This is a genomic window from Thermomicrobiales bacterium, from assembly GCA_037045155.1.
Lineage (GTDB): Bacteria > Chloroflexota > Chloroflexia > Thermomicrobiales > CFX8 > JAMLIA01.
In genome coordinates, this window is the sequence record JBAOIG010000003.1 from 797,365 (window position 1) to 817,221 (window position 19,857).

Genomic DNA, 19,857 nt, shown 5'->3' on the forward strand with positions numbered 1-19,857 from the left:
CCTCCGCTCCCGCCTCTCGAATCAGACCCGACCGGGAATGGTTCGAGAGGCGCGATCATTCGTGCTAGACGTCGAGATTCTGAACCTGTCGCGCGTGAGTCTGAATGAAGCTCTTTCGCGGGGAACAGCATTCCCCATCAACATGTCGAACGTTTCGTCCACCTGAACGCGATCCTCGATGTGAACCTTCAGGAGTGTGCGCGTCTCGGCATTCATCGTCGTGTCCCACAACTGCTCAGGGTTCATCTCCCCGAGCCCCTTGTAGCGCTGGAGCTCGACCTTCTTGTCCTTGTAGCGCGCCATGATCTCCTTGCGCTCTTCATCGTTGTACACCCAGTGGACGTCCTTGCCTGACTGCAGCCGGTATAGTGGCGGCTGCGCGATGTACAGACGACCGTCGGCAATCAGGGTCTCCATGTGTCGAAAGAAGAACGTCAGCAGCAACGTGCGGATATGCGCGCCATCGACGTCCGCGTCCGTCATGACGATGATCCGATGGTAGCGTAGCTTCGACGCATCGAACTGGTCGCCGATACTCGTGCCGAGCGCGGTGATCAGCGAGCGGATCTCGGTGTTCTGGAGCATCCTGTCCAGTCGCGCCTTCTCGACGTTGAGGATCTTGCCACGCAGTGGGAGAATCGCCTGATAGCGGCGATCGCGACCCTGCTTCGCTGAGCCGCCGGCCGAGTCACCCTCGACGATGTACAGCTCGGATCGGGCCGGATCGCGCTCCGAACAATCGGCCAGCTTGCCCGGCAGGGAGAACGTCTCCAGGCTGCCTTTGCGCTGGACAAGCTCGCGGGCCTTGCGGGCTGCGTTCCGAGCCCGAGCGGCGTTCACGCACTTCTCGACAATACGTTTGGCCGCCTGAGGGTTCTCCTCGAGATGTTGGGAGAGCATCTCACCGACGACCGAGTTCACCGCCCCGTTCATCGGCGCGTTGCCGAGCTTGCCCTTCGTCTGGCCCTCGAACTGCGGGTCCGGCAGCTTGACACTGACAACAGCCGTCAATCCCTCGCGCACGTCCTCGCCCGTCAGGCTTTCGTCATTCTCCTTCAGAAAGCCGTTCTTTCGCGCGTAGTCGTTGATTGTTCGAGTCAACGCGGAGCGAAAACCGGTCAGGTGTGTGCCGCCATCAACGGTATTGATGTTGTTGGCGAAGGAATGGACGGACTCCCCATAACTTTCGTTGTACTGGATTGCCGCTTCGACAATGAAGTCGCCAACCTGGCGGTTTATGTAGAACGGCTTGGGGTGCACCGGCGTCTTCGTCTTGTTGAGATGTCGGACGAATGAGGTAATTCCGCCTTCGAAGTAGAAGGTAGTCTCGCGGTCCGATCTCTCGTCGATGAAGATGATTCGAAGCCCACGAGTAAGGTACGCCATCTCTCGGAAGCGCTGGGCAATCTGGTCGTAGTTGTACTCGAGCGTGTCGAAGATCGTCTTGTCGGGCATCCAGGTCTGGGTGGTGCCCTGTTCGGCCTTGTCGATCGTCGCAATCTTCTTCACGGGCGCGACCGGCACACCGATCCGGTATTCCTGCTGATAGAGACCGCCGTCACGCTTCACCTCGGCGATGAACCACTCCGACAGGCCATTCACCACCGATACGCCGACACCGTGAAGCCCACTCGACATCGCATAGCCACCCGAGCCGAACTTGCCTCCCGCGTGCAGGACAGTCATAACAACCTCGAGCGCCGACGTGTTCGTCTTCGGATGCTTCTTGACCGGGATGCCCCGGCCATTGTCAGACACGGTCACACTTGCGTCTGGGTGGATTGTCACGCGGATCGTGTCGCAGTACCCGCCCAGCGCCTCATCCACCGCGTTGTCGACGACCTCGTAAATGAGATGGTGGAGTCCACGGATATCGGTGCTCCCGATGTACATGCCGGGCCGGCGGCGCACCGCCTCCAGGCCTTCCAGAACCTGAATATTGCTAGCGTCGTATGTCTGCTTGGAATCAGTGGCCTGGGCCATGGTGTTATGCACCTTCCTGACGTGGCGACAGGCCAAGATGACGGGCCCGATCGCGATAGAACAGCATCGCGGCGAGAATCATCCCGGTCGCGAGAAACGCATTCAAGACAACAGCCAGCACTGCCCATTCCGGCTTTCGGGCGATGCTCTCGAGTGGGTATGTGAGCCCGGTCGAGAGAAGCAACGAAACGCCTATGAATCGAGCCGCCTGCCAGGGGTCTCGTCGGACTACCTGATAGCTGGCACGAAAAGCGGGCAACACTGGCAGACGATCGACCACCAACGCGTGGACAACGAAGTAGAAGTGGACGATGCCCCAAGCAACCGGCACAAGCAGCACGAGCCAAAGAAATGCTGCCCCCGGCAAATCAAACATCGTTAACAGGATCGTGCCGAGAACGACCGGCAACCCAACGATGATCAGTAGGCCAACGGCTGTCAGCGCCGCGACGGTGAGCCGGGCCGCCAGTTCCACGAGACTTCGAGGGCTCGTCGTGGCCCCTTCACTCCGGAGCCCGGACGCCAGCATCAACCGAAAATACGCGACAAACACGATCCCGGCGATCGCGCTGAACAGGGCAGCCGGCGCCGCAAGCGCACCCGCCGCAACGACACGTCGATCGTGCCAGCCCGGCACGTTGCTCGACTTGCCGGCCACTGGCGCAAACGCGGCAACCCGGATGCGAGGCAACCCCAACACGACCAGATCCAGGACGTTATACCCTTCCAGACGCGCGATCCCGTCCCCAACAACCGCCCAGCGGGCGCCTCGCTCGCTGACTTCAGCGGCGACATCACGCGCGCTATTGCCGACCGTCAGTTGTGGCGCAAACAGGAGCGCAAGCTCCAGCACGATGAGCGGAACGATCAGCAACGGACGGTTGATCGCGATCGCAAACCCCTCACCCAGCACGTCGATCACACTGGACACAGGCTTGTCCCCGGCGTCCCAGCCCGAGCGGTTCATCCCCAGCCCAGTTCCCGCAACGTCTCTTCGCCGATACCGAAATGGTGGGCAACCTCATGGACAACGGTTTTCCGAACCTGATCGACGACTTCGTCGTGTGTTGAGCAGATCTGCTCAATCGGTCGCTGGAAGATGGTGATCTTGTCCGGCACCACCAGGTTGTACGATGAACTGTGCCGCTCGGTTAGCGGGATGCCCTGGTAGAGCCCGAGGAGCGTGCCCCGACGAATGCCAACGTCGTCGAGATGGTTCTGGGTCGGCCAACGCTCGATGGTGACGTCGACGTTCTCCATCAAGCCCAGCAACTCCTCAGGAAGAGAATCGAGCGCGGCGACGACCAGATCCTCGAACTCGTCGTGTGACAGCTGCATCGCATCATCTCCCTCGGGGCACAACCGTAGTATTATACCGCATTTTGGCCATTCGTACGCGAATTCCCGCCATCTGAACCTGCGCGAGTTCGCCGTTTCGTCTTCCGCGAAACGGCAGTCTGCGCAGCGTCAGTCCGGCCGGATGGGGGCGGTTAGCGGGCTAGCCTATTCGGGCGTGGCAAGCGCCGCGCGGAGCATTTCTGCGCCGATCGGCAGCGCGACCTTCGAGCCAGCGCCCGCATGTTCGACGATGACCGCGACCGCAATTCGTCGGTTTCCCGAGATCGCATAGCCTGTGTACCATGAATGCGGCTCGCCCTCGCCGACCTCGGCAGTGCCAGTCTTGCCACCGACGGTCGCCCCGTCGATTTCAACCCCCCGGGCGTATCCGTAGCTCGCCGAGGCTTCCATCAGGCGTCGCATCGTAGCGGCCGACTCAGGGCTGATCACTCGATGGCCATCGCCGTGCGCAAATCGCTCGAGTACGTTGCCGTCAGGGTCGACAACCTGCTCGACAACTGACGGTCGAGAGGCGGCGCCATCATTGGCGATCGTCGCCGCGACGACAGCCATCTGGAGTGGAGTCGCCAGAATCTGGCCCTGCCCGAAGCCGGTGTCGGCCAGTAATGCGCGATTGTTCAGCTCGTCGCGGGACGAGGCGATCTGGGTCTCGGCAGTCGGAAAATCGAAAGCCAGACTCGAACCGAAGCCGAATCGCTGCGCGTAGTCGAGCAACGTGTCACTGCCGAGCTGGAGCCCGATCTGCGCGAACACGACGTTCAACGACCATGCATACGCCTGCTCGAGCGTGAAGTTGATCTGAGTAGGGTCGGGACGGTTGGGTTCTTCGACAACACGTCCATCGACCTCGAACAGACCTTCGTCGCGAAAGACGGTATCGGCATTAGCCTTTCCCGAGTCCACCAGCGCCGACGCGGTCACTGTCTTGAACGTTGAGCCGGGGCTGAACAGACCCTGCGTCGGTCGGAAGACAAGCGGGGCGTTCGGATCGGCAATGAGCTCAGCCCAGTATGCCCGGATCGCCGCCATCTCTTCGTCAGCCTGCTGGCCTGTGTTCGCATAGAGACGGTTCGGGTCAAAGGATGGAGCGCCGGCCATTGCCAGCACCTCGCCGGTTTGCGCATCCATGAGTACAACCGCCCCGGGGCGGCCGGCAAGCAGCTCATTTGCCTTCGCCTGCAGGTTGATGTCGATCGACAGACCGACGTCATATCCGCGCTTGTCTGCATGAACAACCCCATTGAGCCATTCCTCGGCGGGGTTGCCGCCCTTCTGGCCAGAGAGATACTGGTCAAAGGCTCGCTCGATATTCGTCGAGCCATACAGCGCCGGCGAATAGTAGCCGATGAGCCCGGCGGCCTCTGTGTTCGGGTAGCGGCGGATGAAGGTGCCATCCTTGATCTGCACAGAATCCGCCAGCACCTGACCATGCCGATCCAGGATCGAGCCGCGTTGGACCTGTAACGCGCGGAGCCGTTCGCGAGGGTTCTGGACGACCTGGCCGTCGGCAGTTTCGGCACTACGAGAGGCGATTCGATTGCCCTCAACCACCTGAATTCGGACGAGCTGAATCGTCACGAGCGTGAATCCCACGACGATAATCGTCGCCCATCGCAACACCGTCCTGTTATAGATCGGCAGCGATCGCGTGCCGCGAGGCCACCACGCCACCGCAAGCATGATCCCCGCGCCGGCTAGCAAGAGCAACCATCGCTCGTCGGCGCGGTCGCTCGTCTCCCCAAGGCCATATCCGACGACGAGTAGCGCAGTGATGAATGAAGCGAAGCGCAGAAACCTGTTCATCTAGCCCGCCAGATCCGGATCGGAGATACGCAATAGCAGCCCGATAATGATGAAGTTGGTGAGCAGTGAGCTGCCACCGGCGCTGATGAACGGCAATGTAATCCCGGTCAACGGAATCAGCCGCACAGTGCCCCCGACGATGATGAGCGTCTGGATCGCGAGAATCGTCGTTAGCCCAACAGCGAGAAAGCGGCCGAAGCTGTCGCGAGCGCGCAATGAGATCGAGAGGCCGCGGAACACCAACAGCAGACAAAGCAGCAGGACCACGACGGTTCCGAGCAGACCGAGCTCCTCGCCGATTGCAGCGAAGATGTAGTCCGAGTGCACTGCGGGGATGAAGGTTGGATGCCCCTGGGCCAGACCGGCGCCAAATAGCCTTCCAGCCGCCAGAGCATACTCGCCCTGAATCTGCTGGTAGCCAGCATCGATCGGATCACGCCAGGGATCGAGCCAGTTCGCAACCCGAAGCTGGACCCGGCCAAACATGTTGTAGGCGACGTAGACGCCAACTGCGAATGCGGCGAGGCCGGCGATGACATATGTCAGCCGACCACTGGCCATATAGAGCATCGCGAGGAAGACACCGAAGAACAGCAGGGCCGTGCCGAGATCGTTCTGCGCGACGACGACGAGCATCGAAAAGCCCCACATCAGAACCATCGGCATCAGGTACGGAATAGGCGGGAGCCGCAGCGGCCCCACGCGATACGTCGAGACGATCAACTCCTGATTCTCCGCGAGGTAGGCCGCCAGAAACACCACCATCGCGATCTTGGTGATCTCGGACGTCTGGATCGTGAATGGACCGATCTCGAGCCAGAGGCGTGCACCGTAGCGCTCCGTCCCGATCACCATCGTCAGAAGCATCAGCCCGAGGCCACCGAACGCCCACGTGTACTTGTATCGGCGGAGCCACCCGATGTTTCGCACGAAGGTCACGACGCCAGCCAGCAAGGCAAGGCCCATCCCGAGGTAGATCAGTTGCTGACGGGCCAGGCCGGCATAGCTATCATCGATCTCCACAAGCGACGGTGTCAGCCGCTGCATCATCAGCAAGCCAAGACCTGAGAGACAGACGACTATCGGGAATAGAACCTGATCGCCTTTGAAGCCGGTAATCGAGAACCAGATTGAGATCGCAAAAACCGCTGCCATATAGGCGAGCGATACCCAGATGTCTCGCCAGTCCCAGTTCAGATCACGCGTGGATGCGAGAAAGATCGTCAGCAGCCCAACGACCGTCATGATCGACGGCACGACGAGGAGCTGGAGCTCGGTAAACCGAATCCGGGCAAGCGCCGCTTTCATGCGCCGCCGTCGAGACGTGGACCGACGATGGTCGATAACCGCTCGCGAATCCCCGCTGGCACGATATCCAGCTCGGTAACGATTGCGGCGTCCAACGCGTCGACACAGCCACTCTCGCATTGCGTCAACGAGGCGCCGGCCAGATCCACAACGAGCGACTGGACGGCTGAAGTCATCGCTCGCAGATTCACGAGCACCGCCGCAACCGAGACAGGCTCCTCGACCTGGTGCCAGACGTCCCAGTCCGTCACCATCGCGAGGCACGCGTAACAGAGCCCCGCTTCCCGCGCTAACCGCGCCTCCGGCATCGCCGTCATCCCGATGATCGAACCACCCCAGGATCGAAACATCCGTGACTCGGCGCGCGTCGAGAACTGCGGACCCTCGATGCAGACATACACACCGCCCGATGTCACTCCCAGCCCCGACTTGGCAGCGTGTGCTGCCACCTGCCGCGACAGTGTGGCGCAGAATGGATCGGCTATTGACACATGGGCGACGATCCCGTCGCGGAAGAACGTTCGCTCGCGCCCGGCGGTGCGATCGATGATCTGGTCTGGCACAACAAAGCTGCCGGGAACGATCTCTTCGCTCAGGCTCCCGACCGCGCTGATCGAAACGAGGTGAGTCACCCCGAGCGACTTCATCGCGTAGACGTTGGCAAGGTATGGGAGGTCGCTCGGTGAGAGATGATGTCCGACGCCGTGGCGGCTGATGAAGGCGACTTCGACACCGTTCAGCCGACCGAGGCCGACTGGCGACGACGGCCGGCCGAACGGTGTATCGAGAGCGATCTGCTCGAGCTGCTCGAATGCCTCGAGCTGATAGAGTCCGCTTCCACCGATGATCCCGAGACGTGGCGATGCGGTCACCGGATCCCCCATTCATTCGTCCGAAGTCTACTTGCTGACCGATACCCGGCCAGTCATTGGTATAATCGCCAGTCCATGCGAACCACAAGCCTGCCACCCAAAACGAGTCACGTTACCATCGGTTTCGCGATCGCATCGTACCGATGATCGCGGACATCTCGCCGCAGGTTCGACGCGCGGTTGCCTGGACGCTGATCGTCGTATGCTGTGTCGGATTCGTGACACTCGGTCTGGCCGAGCGAAGCGTCAAAGGATCGGTTATCTCGCCTGTTCCCGACGCGCCACTGCCGTTCTCGCGCCACAAGGTCGTCGCGCTGGATCTCCGCGCGTATAGCTCGCTCGAGGCCGTCCAGTGGCTCCAATCCGGCGGCGTTGACCCCTACGCGATGGTGATCGTCCCGGTCGATGCCGATATCGTTTCTGCGTTGACAAAAACTGATGCCCGGCCGGCCGCCCTCGCAGCAATGGACCAGATGGTTCAGTCGGCGCAGGGAGTCCCCCTGGCTACGTGTCTTTCGAAGCCGGCCCTGCCAGGCACAGGCGTTGAAGTGGCTCAGAAGGTCACGGAGGCGATGGCCGAGCGCTACCCTGGCGCGATCGCCTATGTACTGGGCTGCGGTCTGGCAGATGAAATCCCCGATTGGCATGCCGACATCTCGCGGGCCATACGAGGGAGCGACCGCCCCGTGTTGCCCTCCAACACGCTCATACCGCTATCTTCCGGCGCGCCACTGACGCTCTTTGATCTTCCGAAACCCGATACGATCGACGCAGCTGATATTCTGGCGGCGCGCCCGCCGACCAACCGGTATTCCGGCGCAGTCATTCGAATCACCCATCCACCCGACAGCGCATTCGGTGTTGCCGCGACGGATCTGATGTCCCGCTTCGCGGCGTTGTCGCTGGTCATCGTACAGCCCGAACGGCAGGTTGAGTCGTCCGCCCTGCGTGCGTCACTCACCGGGCTGAACCTTCCCGGATCGCCATTACCCGAGGGTTTCACGAGTGTCACTGCGCCCGGTATTACAACTCAAGGGGACTGGATTCTCTCGACCGTCGGAACGGCGCAATACGCCCGAACGACCACTGACGCAACGATCTCGATCGAGTTCGTCGGGACGAACCTGTTTGTCCAGGCATTGACATCCCCCGACGCTGGCCAACTGCTGGCCTGGATCGACCCGCCGAATGACAACCCCTCCACGGAGCCAACTGTTTCCCGAAACCTGAAGTATCGGCAGGCAGAGGACACGACCATACAGCTTGCAAGCGGCCTACCCGCCGCGCGACACCGCCTCGTCCTGAGGACTGCAATTGACGAAGCCAAAGGCCAGAGTGTGTCGGTGTCTGGCTTCGTGGTCACAGGCCACGCAACACCAGCCCCGGTTGTTCGGTTGGCGGTCCTCGTCTTCCTCCTCGTCGCGACCGCTGCGTTGACCGAACGCTCCCTCGCAAGCATCCACGCTATCCGCGAGCGCGAAACGCGCCGGCCACACCGCGCGGCGGACGGACATCCACGTGTGTTTGACCGATAGCTCGCGGCCGCCACTCCACCGGGATGTCATTGTCGCGCTCGGCGCGATGATCTCAGTCGCGGGGGCAGGTATCGTGAACGCGCCCGCCTTCGCGATTGTCGCAATCGTGCTCGTTGCGATGGTCGCTGCGGTGATCTCCCCGGTCGGTCTTGCGGCTGCTTCGATTGCCACTCTGCCGTGGTTCTATCACCCGTTATCACTCGCACAGGCGGTAGTCCCTGCGTCGGAGCTCCTTCTGGTGGCAGCCGCGGTCGGGGTCGGCGTACGCACAGCAGGATCACTCGTGCTTGATCGTCCCGGTCGACGGGGAACCCTGACGTCGTTGGGAGATACCTTTCGATCGCCGCTGGTGATCGTGGCCCTCAGCGTCACGATTATTGGTCTGGTCCTCGCGATCTGGCCATATGATCCACTGCATCGCGCCGAGAGCCTGCGTGAGTGGCGGTGGACGTTGGCCGAGCCGCTGATCCTGATCGGCGTTCTCACGCTTACGGCGCGCCGTCACGCGCGACTGGTCGGGCTTGCGCTGCTAGCCGGAGCGACACTCGCCAGCATGCAAGGGATCGGCGACCTGATAACCGGCGGCGGCGTCGTTGTCGAGGGAACGCATCGCATCGCCGGACCGTATCAACACCCGAATTCGCTGGCGATCTATCAGGCGCGCGCGCTCGCCTTCGCGGCTGCCTGGTGGGCTCTCGACGGTCGCGAACGCCGATGGCTGACACCGGTCGTGGTCGTCATTGGTCTGGCCACTGTCGCAACGTTCTCTCGCGGAGCGATCATGGCGGCTGGCATCGCTGGTCTACTCATACTCTGGCACGCGCCACCGCGGTTGCGGGCAACGGGCTACGCCGCTGGCGCTCTCGGCCTTGCTGGTCTGCTGATCGTCGCCCGCGAGCGTATGCTCGACCTGTTCTCTGGCGGCAGCGGCTCACTCCGCCTGGCAATCTGGGATTCAGCATTGCGGATGATCGCGGATCGGCCGATCCGGGGGTACGGCAACGACCAGTTCTTGTACGCATACCTGCCACGCTATGTGAATCCAGTCGCCTGGAGCGAGCGGTTCACCGCACATGCGCACAACTTCATCCTCGATTTCTGGGTACGCCTCGGTATAATCGGCCTCGCCTTCGCCATACTGGCAGCGATCGCCTGTCTCCGCGCGGGGTGGCGCTTTACAGTCGGTTCCGGCATGGGTGACATGGTTCCCCTGGCGGCCGGCGTCGGGCTTGTTGCGGTTGTCGTCCACGGACTGGTGGATAATGCTTACTTCGCCCACGATCTGGCGATGAGCGCATGGGTGCTCGGCTGGCTCGCGTTCGGACGTGCCGACCCGGCAGACGGAGAGGATTCAGCCAACGATGCGAGTAGTCGTGACCGGAGGAGCTGGCTTCATCGGTTCCCATCTGTGCGAGGGTCTGCTCAACGACGGTCATGAGGTCATCATCCTCGACAACTTCATCACCGGCCGATGGCTGAACCTGCAAGACCTCGTGAACCATCCACGATTAACCGTGATCGAGCATGACGTGATCGAGCCGATTGAAGTCGATGGCGTCGATCAGGTCTTCCATCTTGCCAGCCCGGCCAGCCCGGTCGGCTATATGCGCCACCCGATCGAGACGCATCTGGTGAACTCCGTCGGGACGTTGAATATGCTCCGGCTCGCGCAGCGCGCTGGCGCATCATTCCTCTTCACCTCGACGAGCGAAGCGTACGGAAACCCGGCTGTCCACCCACAGACCGAGGATTACTTCGGTAACGTCAACCCGGTTGGTCCCCGCTCCTGCTACGACGAGAGCAAGCGCTTCGGCGAGTCGATCACGATGGAGTTCGTCCGTCAGTGGGGGTTCGACGCGCGAATCGTTCGCATCTTCAACACCTACGGGCCGCGCACCGATCCCGACGACGGACGAGTCATCCCAAGCTTCATCTCACTCGCGGAAGAACGCCAGCCAGTTGTCGTATTCGGTGATGGATCCCAGACTCGATCGCTGTGCTACGTGTCCGACCTCGTGCGTGGCCTACGGCTGGCGATGGATACGCCCGGCACGACGGGAGAGGTAATCAATCTCGGAAATCCCGACGAACGGACCGTCATGGAAATCGCCACGCTCATCACCCGCCTTTGCGGCTCCGACGCAGGCGTTCGCTACGAGCCCGCCCGGCAGGATGATCCCGAGCGCCGGCGACCCGACATTTCGAAGGCAATCCGGCTACTTGGATGGCAGCCGGAGGTCGGACTAGACGTGGGCCTTCGACAAACGGTCGATTATTTCCGGTCGGTCGAGCGCGTCACGGGCTAATTCGATGATCTCGGCGAGTGTGCTGTTTCAGCGCCCGATCGAGCGGCCGACGTTGATAGTCGGCGTCGGCGCAAGCCTCCTCGTCGTTTCCAGCGCCTGGATCTCTCCGCTGCTCATGCCGATCGTCGCCGGAATCCTGTTGCTTGCCGCGATCTCGCTCCGTCATCCCTGGCTTGGAGTGGCGCTGCTGGTCGCCAGCGTGCCGATCCAGCAAATCGGCGCAGTAGCCGGGTTAACGGCGACCCGCGCTGCGTTGATCATTGCGCTTGCTACCTGGGCAGCGGCGCTGCTGGTTCAGCGCGAGCCAGTCCGAGGAACGCGTCTGATGGTCCCGTTCCTCGTTCTCATCGTCTGGATGATCGCAACAATCCCTGTCGCCCGCGACCCACACGCAAGTGGCGCGGAAGTCTTCCGGTGGGTCATCGCACTCATTGCTTTCATGCTCGCCATGCAGTTCCTGGCAGACAGCCCTCGTCGGAGGCTGATCCTTTTCATTCTGGTTATCGCGCTCGTCGGGGCGCTCGAGGCAATGGCCGGCACCGTTCTTGGGCTGATCGGATTCGGGCCAGCAAGCTTCGCGGTAGCCGGATCGATCTCTCGCGCCTACGGGTCATTCGGAAGGCCAAACTCCTTCGCGGGTTATCTGGAGATTTCGCTCTTTCCTGCGCTCTGGCTGGGCGTCTACATGCTGACAGTGTCATGGAGTCGGGCCCGCCGCTATCGCGAGACGCGCTTGGGAGGTTTTGCGGCAAGCCGCAGCGAGCGTTGGGAGCTGGCGCGCGCCGTCGCGCTCGCAGTCGTCCTCGGCGGGTCGGCCGGCGTGATGTTGCTCGGGGTACTGATCAGCTTCTCACGTGGCGCTTGGGTGGGGGTTGCGGCGGGGCTTGGAATATCCGGGTTACTGGCTTTACGTCGCCGGATCGTCATTGCGCTAGCACTGGCGCCCGCCGCCGTGCTGGTGCTCGGTCTGGTCGTGATGACAGTCGCGCCAACCACGTTGACTGGCCGGCTGGCATCGATCGCCGACGAGGCACGACCGTTCGACGCATCCTCCATCCCCATCACTCCGGACAACTTCGCCGTGGTCGAACGGATGGCACACTGGCAGGCGGGGTGGCATATGTTCGAGGATCACCCGCTAACAGGTGTCGGGATCGGAAACTTCAATGCCCGATACCCCGACTATTTCGTCCGGACCGAGTTCCGCTTCTCCCAGGGACACGCCCATAACTACTATATCCACACCCTCGCAGAGACCGGAATAATCGGGCTGATCGCATACCTGACGACGGCGACAGGCTTCCTCGTGCTCGCCGTGATCGTCGCTCTGCGCTCTACCGATGCAATGGCGCGATTTGTGGCACTGGGATCGGCGGGCACGATGACGGCGGTCTACGTTCACAATGTGTTCGAGAATCTGCACGTGTTGAATCTGGGGATCCTCATTAGCGTCACTTGGGCGATGTCGGTCGTCGCCCATCGAATGTGGCGGCGTAGCGATCCGGATGTGGCCGATGTCCATGAAATCGACTGACGTGGAATACTCGCCACGATGACGTACGATGCATCGATCGCCGACGATCAGCAGAGCTCATCTGCAGCACTTACGCTCGAGACGGATCTGGCGGCCGCTGCGGCGCGCCCCCCGTCCATTGGCGAGCGCCTGCGTTCGCCGCAGACGATCATCTCCTTCGTCGTCGCATTCGCTCTGATCTACTTCATTTTCACGCAGATGCATATCAACATCGGCGATGTGTGGAGTCAGATCCGTACCGCGAATCCGGCCCTTCTATTCCTGGCCTTTGCCGCGTATTACGGGTCGTTCCCTTTTCGCGCTGCACGATGGCGAAGGCTGTTGTTGAACGCGGGCATCAGCGAGGACAAGGGATACGCGATCCCCAACCTCCAGGGGCTCACCGAAATCTATCTCCTGGGCTGGTTCGCGAACTGTGTGGTGCCGGCCAAGCTTGGTGACGCCTACCGCGGGTATCTCCTGAAGAAGCACGCCGGGCCGTCATTCAGCCGGACGCTCGGCACGATCTTCGCTGAACGTTTGCTCGACGTTGTCGCGCTCGTCATGATCATGATGCTCTCGGCGTTGTTCGTGTTCCACGGAAGCATCCCCGTGTCCCTTCGGCCGTGGTTCATCGTCGGCGCGGTGCTGGTCCTGATCGGCCTCGGCGGACTCCTTGCTCTAATGACAGCCAGTCATCATCTGCAGCGACTCGTGCCACGTCGGTTCCGCAATAGTTACCTGACACTCGCAGAGGGAATCGTTACGTCGTTCTCGAGGACGGGATTCCTGGCAGTGGCCAGCCTGACGGTCGTCGTCTGGATTCTCGAGGGAGTCCGTGTGTACTTCGGCGCGCAGGCCATCGGCGTGAATCTCTCATTCTCTGCGGCGATCTTCGTGGCGTTACTCGCGAGCTTGCTGACAACGATTCCGTTCACGCCGGCCGGCATGGGGTTCGTCGAGGGCGGGACGGTCCTCGCCGTGAAGCTCTTCGGCATGACTGCGGCCCAGGCGACTGCCGTGGCGATCATCGACCGCGCGATCGCCAGTTACAGTGTCATTCTCATCGGTGGATTGCTCTACCTGGTCACGAAGCGTAAGTAGCGTCATGCGGATCGCCTACGACGCCACCGCGGCCGCAACGCAGTCCGCGGGTGTTGGTCGGTACAGCCGCGAGCTCTTGCGCGAGCTGGTCAGCCTCAATGCAAATGATGACGTTCAGGTTGTCTGTGCTGCCAACCCATCCGCCGCACGGGCAGTCATGGATCAACTGCCGCCGGGGGCGATGCGGGAGCTCCGGCGAATCCCCGGCGGATATCGCGCCACCACCATCGCCTGGCAACGGCTTCGCATCCCGATTCCGGTCGAGTCGTTCACTCGCCCTTTCGAGGTCTTTCATGCCACCGATTTTGTGGCCCCGCCATCACGACAACCGATCGTTACGACCGTTCATGACCTCTCCTATCTTCGTGTCCCCGAGTTGGGAGAGCCGAGGCTCGTCCGCTATCTCACATCCGCGGTACCGAGAACACTCGCTCGCAGCCAACGGATCATTGCCGTGTCAGCATCCGTCGCCGCGGATCTCGTCGATGCCTATCCGGAGACTCGGGATCGCGTCGTCGCGATTCCGAATGGGGTAAGGCGACCGCCGGTTGCCACAATCGAGCCTGCGAGCGAGCGGGCAACCGTTCTGATGGTCGGAACAATCGAGCCACGAAAGAATCATCTCGGCGTGCTCGCAGCCATGCGCCTCGTCCGCGACCGCGTGCGAGATGCCGAGTTGCTCATCGTCGGCAGGGCAGGCTGGCGTTCTGCGGAGATCGTCGAAGCGATCGGGTCGGCCGAGGCTGAGGGGTGGGTACGCTGGCTTCCAAACGCCGGAGATTTGGACCTGGCACAGGCGTACGCCAGTTCGACGATCTTCGTCTATCCCTCCTTGTATGAGGGGTTCGGCCTGCCGATACTGGAGGCGATGTCCTATGGTCTGCCCGTCGTTGCGGGTGACATTCCCGCGCTTCGCGAAGCTGCCGGCGATGCCGCCAGTTTCGCAGACCCGGCAGATGAAATTGCGATCGCCGATCAGATTTCTGCGCTGCTGGAGGATACTGATCTGCCGGCCGACCTCCGGTCACGAGGTCTCGCGCGAGTGGCGGGCTATAGTTGGCGGAACACGGCGGAACAGACGCGGCGAGTCTATGAGCAAGCGAAGCGCGGCGGAAGGTGAGCGGAAACGAGCCAGCCCAGAACGAGCTACGGCGGACCGACCCGTCAGCACAAGCCTTTTGGGATCGACACGCGAAGCTGTCGATTCTGCTTATTGCGGGCGTGTTCTACTTCGTCTTGCTGACAATGTGCGCGACAATCCTGATTCTGCTCTGGCTCCGGTAGCCGATGATCGCGCTACTGGCTAACCCCGTCACCATCGTAGTGGGAGTCGCTGTGGCTCTTGCCGCGCTGATCGTTGGCGGCTGGACGATCGGCCTGGCGCCCGGGGCGCGGGCTACCGCCAACGAGGACATCGTCCGCAGAATCACCCGCAACAGCGCTGTCCCGATAGCCTCGCAGCTGGTCGTCAGAATGATCGACCTGGCGGTCGCGATCGTCCTCCTTCGATTGCTCGGCCCAGCCGGAAACGGACGCTACGCGCTGGCCGTGATCGTCTGGCTGTATGTCAAGACGATCTCCGATTTCGGTCTCAGCCTTCTTGCAACCCGTGATGTCGCGCGCGACCCGGCAGCAGCCGGCCGTATTGCAGGCGCGACAACGCTGATGAGGCTCGTCGTCCTGACCGGGGCGTCGCTGTTGGCAGGCGGTTATCTGGCGATCGGCTACAGGTCCGGCGATCTGGCCGGCGACACCGTGCTGGCTGCACTGCTGCTCCTCGTGTCGATCGTCCCAAGCAGCTTCACCGAGGCAGTGAACTCCGTCCTCAATGGCCTCGAGCGAATGACAGTCGCAGCCTGGCTCAACGTGACGGTCAGTGTCGCGCGCGCGCCGCTCGTCATCCTGCTCGCCGCCTCACGACTCGAGGTCGTGGGCGTCGCTGTCGCCGCGATCGTCGCGGCGATCGCGTCCGCAGCGCTCTATGCGCGAGCGTATCGATTGATCGTCGTGACGCCCATCTCGTGGCGGCTCGATCGCCGAACGATCATCGAGCTCGCTCGTGAAAGCTGGCCACTCCTGGCCGGCGCACTGCTGGTCAACCTGTTCTTTCGCGTGGACGTCTTCATCGTCCAGTCGTTCCGAGGCGACCGGGCGCTGGGCCTCTACGACGCCGCGTACAAGCTGATCAACCTGGTCACAATTATCCCCTCATACGTCACGCTAGCGGTCTTCCCGGCTCTCGCGGTGCGAAGCGGGGATATCGTCCAGCTTCGACGAGTGCAGCGTCTCGCAATCTACTTACTGGTCTGGCTCGCCTGGTGCATCGTCGCAGTTGTGTCGGGCGGCGCAGACCTGGCGATCCGGATTCTCGCGGGCCGAGACTACCTGCCCGAGGCGGCTATCTTGCTTCAGATCCTGATCCTGTTCGCGCCATTGTCGTTCCTGAACGGCATCGTCCAGTATGTTCTCATCGCGATGAACGAACAGCGGCGCATCGTGCCAGTCTTCACCGCGGCGGTCGTGTTTAATCTCGTGGCGAATCTGCTATTGGTCCCGCGATATGGCGCGCGGGCAGCCGCGGGCGTCACGGTCGCCACCGAGCTCGTGATCTTCCTCGCGCTTCTCGTCGCGACCCGCCGGACGGCGATGCCCTTGCGGCAGGAGGATCTAATCCGGCTCTGGCGGCCAACCGTCGCTGGCGCCGTGGCTCTTTTGACAGGCCTCATCATCGCAAGCACCGTTGGGTCCGTGGCCGGCGCCGCCGCGGCAGCGGCATCGTTCGCCGTCGTGTCTCTCGGTGTTCGTGTGCTCGGATCGGACGAGCTCCATATCCTCGCACGGGCGATCGGCCGCGCGCGGAGGGAGCATCCTACTGACACGCAAGCCATAGGACCGCGTCAACCTTGACACCCTGTTCGAAGCCCGTGTATCCTTCCGGTGTTGTGGAGGCGTGGTGTAGCGGCCTAACATGCAGCCCTGTCAAGGCTGAGATCGCGGGTTCGAATCCCGTCGCTTCCGCCCTGTGAGCCGAGAGTTACTACTCTCGGCTTCGTCATTTTCAGCCACCTCCACGCGCGTCCGCCACATTCCTCCGTGTGTCCCCCCAGCCATCGGAACCCTCCCAGGTCAACCTGTTTGCGTCGCTCTGCGCGACGACTGGATTGACCAACGCATTCATTGGTGGTAATCAACACCCTCTGGCAGTGACCTCGAGGGGGTATATGTCAACACTCGGCGGATTATCAATCGGAATTGATGGCCAGGCGCTGCGATTACTGCTCAGCCAGTCGCGGAGTATCAGCCAGTCATCCTTATGGCCGTATCTCCCGGTGCTGGAGCGCCTCGGTCTGGCAATCGCTCTGGGACTGTTCGTTGGCCTCGAACGCGAACGGCGTGACAAGGAAGCCGGGATTCGCACATTCGGCTTCGCCGCGCTTATCGGCGGGCTTGGCGGATTGCTTGGCGTCAGCTATGCGTTGTTCGGGCTGGGGTTTCTTGCCCTTCAGGTCGTGATCTTCAACTGGCACACCATGGTCACCGAACGCCGGATCGAGTTGACGACTTCGTCCGCGTTCATCGTCACCGGATTTGTCGGCGTGCTGGCAGGACAGGGTCATACCCTGACGCCAACAGCAGTTGCCGTCGCGACGGTCGGGTTGCTCGCGGTGAAGGAGCGGCTCCGAGGGTTGAGCGCCACGCTGACCGAGACCGAGCTCCGTGCCGCAATCCTTCTCGGCGTCCTTGCGTTCGTCATCTACCCGGCCCTGCCATCCGGCGCTCTCGACCGTTGGGGGTTGATCGACGCGCGGGCGGCATGGGTAGCCGTCGTGTTGATCGCGACGATCGGCTTCATAGATTATGTCTTGCTGAAACTGTACGGAGCGAAGGGTATAGCACTCGCCGGATTCCTGGCCGGCCTCGTCAACAGCAAGGTTGCGATCACCGAACTAGCCAGCCGCACCCATGATGGCAGCCAGCGATACGCTCGCGCCACGTTCCACGGAGTGATTCTCGCAACGATCGCGACAGTCCTCCGCAACGCCGGGCTGCTTCTACTCCTCGCGCCTGCTGCATTCGCTGGGGCGGCGGTTTCGTTCGGACTGATGATTGCAGTCTGCGCCATCGCAGCGTACTACCGTGGTGGCCCATCAGCGACGGATGAGGAGGCGCACCTCGTCCCGCCGGACTCACCATTCTCGCTACGGTCGGTGCTGCAGTTCGGGCTTCTCTTCCTCGTGCTCCAGGTGGCCGGCACGCTGGCAGAGCGCGCGCTTGGATCTGCGGGATTCTATGTCGTCAGCGTCATTGGCGGACTTGTGTCAAGTGCCAGCTCAGTTGCCTCGGCCGCCAGGCTGCAGAACGCCGGGGCGATTTCCGCTAGCGTCGCGGGCACCGGCGTCGTGCTGACGACACTAACGAGTCTGATCGTAAACCAGCTGCTGTTCTCTCGCCTGTCGGGCGACAGAGGATTGACCAGACGGCTTGTCTGGGTCACCGGGTCAATCGTGCTCATCGGCATCGCGGGCGTCGGCGTGCAGGTGCTGATTCAGGATATGCTCGGGTTTCTGGCCTGATCAGGCGCCGAATCCGGCAACACCCTCGCCCACGGGCCGGCCGCGCGCTCAGGCGACGGCATGCCCTTCTTCGGCGCGGCGCGCGTGCGTCTGGGACATGACAATGATCGGGATCAGGGCAAGCGCCAATACCCCGCCAACGATCGACAGCGTGGCGTAGCTCGTCGTGGCGACCATGACACCGCTCATCACACCAGCGCCGGCCCCGGACAGCGAGACAACGACATCAACCGATCCTTGCGTCGATGCGCGGTGCGCCAGCGGGGTTGCGTCGGTAATCATCGCAGTGCCAGCGACAAACCCAAGGTTCCAGCCAACGCCAAGCAACCCTAGCGCAATGGCCAGCGTCGCCACCGAGCCGGTGGGCGCGAACGCAGCGATCAACCCGGAAATCGGCAGGATAACGACCGCCGCAATGATGATCGGCGTTCGACCGAGTCGATCGAGCAGATACCCGCTCAGTGGCGATGGAAGGTACATCCCCGCAATGTGAACCGCGATAACCATCCCTGTCGCGCTCAGGCCATGATGGTGGGCGCGCATATGGACCGGCGTCATCGTCATAATCGCGACCATGATGATCTGCGTCACGGCCATCACGCTGGCCCCGAAGGCGAGCAGCCGGCGGTCGACTGCTGCGACGCTGTCGAATGCGCCGCCGACGCGCGGCGCGACAATCGACTCGAATCGGCGGGCTGACAGGAGCGGGTCGGGCCGGAGAAAGAAGAACAGGATTGCCGCCGCTAGACCGAACGCGACGACGGACATCAGAAATGGGCCGGCCAACTCAGGAATATTCACTGACTTACCGAGGTCGCCCAGCACTCCACTGAGGTTCGGTCCCGCCACCGCGCCGAATGTCGTCGCGACCAGGATCGTGCTCACCGCCTGCCCGCGACGTTCGGGACGAGCGAGATCTGTCCCGGCGTATCGCGCCTGAAGGTTCGTCGCCATCCCTGAGCCATAGAAGATCAGTGACAGAAAGAGAAGCACAATGCTGCCGGTCACCGCCGCTGCGATGATCCCGATTCCACCAACTGCGCCGACCAGATACCCGACGCTCAACCCGATTCGTCGCCCCGACCGCTGCGAGAGGCGACCGATCGCAAACGCCGCGATCGCCGCTCCCAGCGTGAAGAACGCAGACGGAAGGCCTGCCAACCCGGTCGACCCAAGCATGTCCTGAGCCAGAAGCGCGCTGACCGTCACACCCGCGGCGATTCCGAGGCCCGCGAGAATCTGCGATGCCGCGACGACGCCGAGCGTGCGTCGATAGATCCGTTGAAGCTCGCCTTCCAGCAAGCTCGCGGATTCCTCCCCCACCCCCATCAGTACCCCCACACCATTTCAGTCATCTCAGTCATGCCCGCATTCACGACCGCCGTGATGCGTCGTCCAATTGTCTCACCGCTGGGCCAGTCACCCTACCGTGCGGCCAGCGTGCGTCAGGCCGGCCCGCTTGGGCCGGCCTGACGAGTATTCGCGAATCGGGTCGAGCGG

16 protein-coding genes and 1 tRNA gene are annotated in these 19,857 nt (G+C 62.3%); 10 read left to right on the top strand and 7 right to left on the bottom strand.

Annotated elements, in window-relative coordinates:
• Positions 1 to 21: 21 nt before the first annotated feature.
• From gyrB to mtnP, 6 genes are all read right to left on the bottom strand, one after another.
• Positions 22 to 1,983, bottom strand: a complete 1,962-nt coding sequence (gene gyrB / locus V9F06_06910) for a DNA topoisomerase (ATP-hydrolyzing) subunit B (GenBank protein ID MEI2617354.1) — start codon at positions 1,981 to 1,983, stop codon at positions 22 to 24.
• A gap of 4 nt (positions 1,984 to 1,987) precedes the next feature.
• Positions 1,988 to 2,914, bottom strand: a complete 927-nt coding sequence (locus tag V9F06_06915) for a hypothetical protein (GenBank protein ID MEI2617355.1) — start codon at positions 2,912 to 2,914, stop codon at positions 1,988 to 1,990.
• A 32-nt stretch (positions 2,915 to 2,946) separates the two neighbouring features.
• Entirely contained in the window at positions 2,947 to 3,321 is a 375-nt protein-coding gene (locus V9F06_06920; GenBank protein MEI2617356.1) for a metallopeptidase family protein, read from the bottom strand.
• Between the two features lie 165 nt (positions 3,322 to 3,486).
• Complete coding sequence (locus V9F06_06925) at positions 3,487 to 5,145, bottom strand: penicillin-binding protein 2 (GenBank protein MEI2617357.1); 1,659 nt, start codon at positions 5,143 to 5,145, stop codon at positions 3,487 to 3,489.
• On the bottom strand, positions 5,146 to 6,453 hold the full coding sequence (locus V9F06_06930) for an FtsW/RodA/SpoVE family cell cycle protein (GenBank protein MEI2617358.1): 1,308 nt from the start codon (positions 6,451 to 6,453) through the stop codon (positions 5,146 to 5,148).
• A complete protein-coding gene (mtnP, locus tag V9F06_06935; GenBank protein MEI2617359.1) occupies positions 6,450 to 7,325 on the bottom strand; it encodes an S-methyl-5'-thioadenosine phosphorylase in 876 nt (291 codons plus the stop codon). The genes V9F06_06930 and mtnP overlap by 4 nt, the downstream gene beginning before the upstream one ends.
• A 143-nt stretch (positions 7,326 to 7,468) precedes the next feature.
• On the opposite strand from mtnP, the gene V9F06_06940 reads away from it, so the two are divergent.
• The 10 genes from V9F06_06940 to V9F06_06985 all read left to right on the top strand — a co-directional run bounded on the left by V9F06_06940 (position 7,469) and on the right by V9F06_06985 (position 18,357).
• Positions 7,469 to 8,860 carry a hypothetical protein gene (locus V9F06_06940; GenBank protein ID MEI2617360.1) on the top strand — a complete coding sequence of 464 codons (1,392 nt, stop codon included), beginning with the start codon at positions 7,469 to 7,471 and terminating at the stop codon, positions 8,858 to 8,860.
• A complete protein-coding gene (locus tag V9F06_06945; GenBank protein MEI2617361.1) occupies positions 8,850 to 10,298 on the top strand; it encodes an O-antigen ligase family protein in 1,449 nt (482 codons plus the stop codon). Before V9F06_06940 ends, V9F06_06945 begins: the two co-directional genes overlap by 11 nt.
• Positions 10,222 to 11,166 carry a UDP-glucuronic acid decarboxylase family protein gene (locus V9F06_06950; protein ID MEI2617362.1) on the top strand — a complete coding sequence of 315 codons (945 nt, stop codon included), beginning with the start codon at positions 10,222 to 10,224 and terminating at the stop codon, positions 11,164 to 11,166. Before V9F06_06945 ends, V9F06_06950 begins: the two co-directional genes overlap by 77 nt.
• Positions 11,167 to 11,170: 4 nt before the next feature.
• On the top strand, positions 11,171 to 12,700 hold the full coding sequence (locus tag V9F06_06955) for an O-antigen ligase family protein (protein MEI2617363.1): 1,530 nt from the start codon (positions 11,171 to 11,173) through the stop codon (positions 12,698 to 12,700).
• An 18-nt stretch (positions 12,701 to 12,718) separates the two neighbouring features.
• Entirely contained in the window at positions 12,719 to 13,783 is a 1,065-nt protein-coding gene (locus tag V9F06_06960; GenBank protein ID MEI2617364.1) for a lysylphosphatidylglycerol synthase transmembrane domain-containing protein, read from the top strand.
• Positions 13,784 to 13,787: 4 nt separating this feature from the next.
• Positions 13,788 to 14,903, top strand: coding sequence for a glycosyltransferase family 1 protein (locus V9F06_06965; GenBank protein MEI2617365.1), 1,116 nt, complete (start codon positions 13,788 to 13,790; stop codon positions 14,901 to 14,903).
• A complete protein-coding gene (locus V9F06_06970; protein MEI2617366.1) occupies positions 14,900 to 15,067 on the top strand; it encodes a hypothetical protein in 168 nt (55 codons plus the stop codon). Before V9F06_06965 ends, V9F06_06970 begins: the two co-directional genes overlap by 4 nt.
• A gap of 3 nt (positions 15,068 to 15,070) precedes the next feature.
• Entirely contained in the window at positions 15,071 to 16,690 is a 1,620-nt protein-coding gene (locus V9F06_06975) for a flippase (GenBank protein ID MEI2617367.1), read from the top strand.
• A 37-nt stretch (positions 16,691 to 16,727) separates the two neighbouring features.
• Positions 16,728 to 16,801 (top strand) — tRNA-Asp (locus V9F06_06980).
• A gap of 203 nt (positions 16,802 to 17,004) precedes the next feature.
• Positions 17,005 to 18,357, top strand: a complete 1,353-nt coding sequence (locus V9F06_06985; protein MEI2617368.1) for a DUF4010 domain-containing protein — start codon at positions 17,005 to 17,007, stop codon at positions 18,355 to 18,357.
• 48 nt (positions 18,358 to 18,405) lie between these two features.
• Here the strand turns inward: V9F06_06985 and V9F06_06990 are convergent, their stop codons facing one another.
• Positions 18,406 to 19,686: an MFS transporter gene (locus tag V9F06_06990; GenBank protein MEI2617369.1), complete on the bottom strand. Its 1,281-nt coding sequence runs from the start codon at positions 19,684 to 19,686 to the stop codon at positions 18,406 to 18,408.
• Between the last annotated feature and the right edge of the window lie 171 nt (positions 19,687 to 19,857).

Excerpts from the sequence above, each read along its gene's own strand:
- gyrB (MEI2617354.1), bottom strand. The coding sequence starts at position 1,983 with ATGGCCCAGGCCACTGATTCCAAGCAGACATACGACGCTAGCAATATT.
- V9F06_06920 (MEI2617356.1), bottom strand. The coding sequence starts at position 3,321 with ATGCAGCTGTCACACGACGAGTTCGAGGATCTGGTCGTCGCCGCGCTC.
- V9F06_06925 (MEI2617357.1), bottom strand. The coding sequence starts at position 5,145 with ATGAACAGGTTTCTGCGCTTCGCTTCATTCATCACTGCGCTACTCGTC.
- V9F06_06930 (MEI2617358.1), bottom strand. The coding sequence starts at position 6,453 with ATGAAAGCGGCGCTTGCCCGGATTCGGTTTACCGAGCTCCAGCTCCTC.
- V9F06_06940 (MEI2617360.1), top strand. The coding sequence starts at position 7,469 with ATGATCGCGGACATCTCGCCGCAGGTTCGACGCGCGGTTGCCTGGACG.
- V9F06_06950 (MEI2617362.1), top strand. The coding sequence starts at position 10,222 with ATGCGAGTAGTCGTGACCGGAGGAGCTGGCTTCATCGGTTCCCATCTG.
- V9F06_06955 (MEI2617363.1), top strand. The coding sequence starts at position 11,171 with ATGATCTCGGCGAGTGTGCTGTTTCAGCGCCCGATCGAGCGGCCGACG.
- V9F06_06960 (MEI2617364.1), top strand. The coding sequence starts at position 12,719 with ATGACGTACGATGCATCGATCGCCGACGATCAGCAGAGCTCATCTGCA.
- V9F06_06965 (MEI2617365.1), top strand. The coding sequence starts at position 13,788 with ATGCGGATCGCCTACGACGCCACCGCGGCCGCAACGCAGTCCGCGGGT.
- V9F06_06975 (MEI2617367.1), top strand. The coding sequence starts at position 15,071 with ATGATCGCGCTACTGGCTAACCCCGTCACCATCGTAGTGGGAGTCGCT.
- V9F06_06985 (MEI2617368.1), top strand. The coding sequence starts at position 17,005 with ATGTCAACACTCGGCGGATTATCAATCGGAATTGATGGCCAGGCGCTG.
- V9F06_06990 (MEI2617369.1), bottom strand. The coding sequence starts at position 19,686 with ATGGGGGTGGGGGAGGAATCCGCGAGCTTGCTGGAAGGCGAGCTTCAA.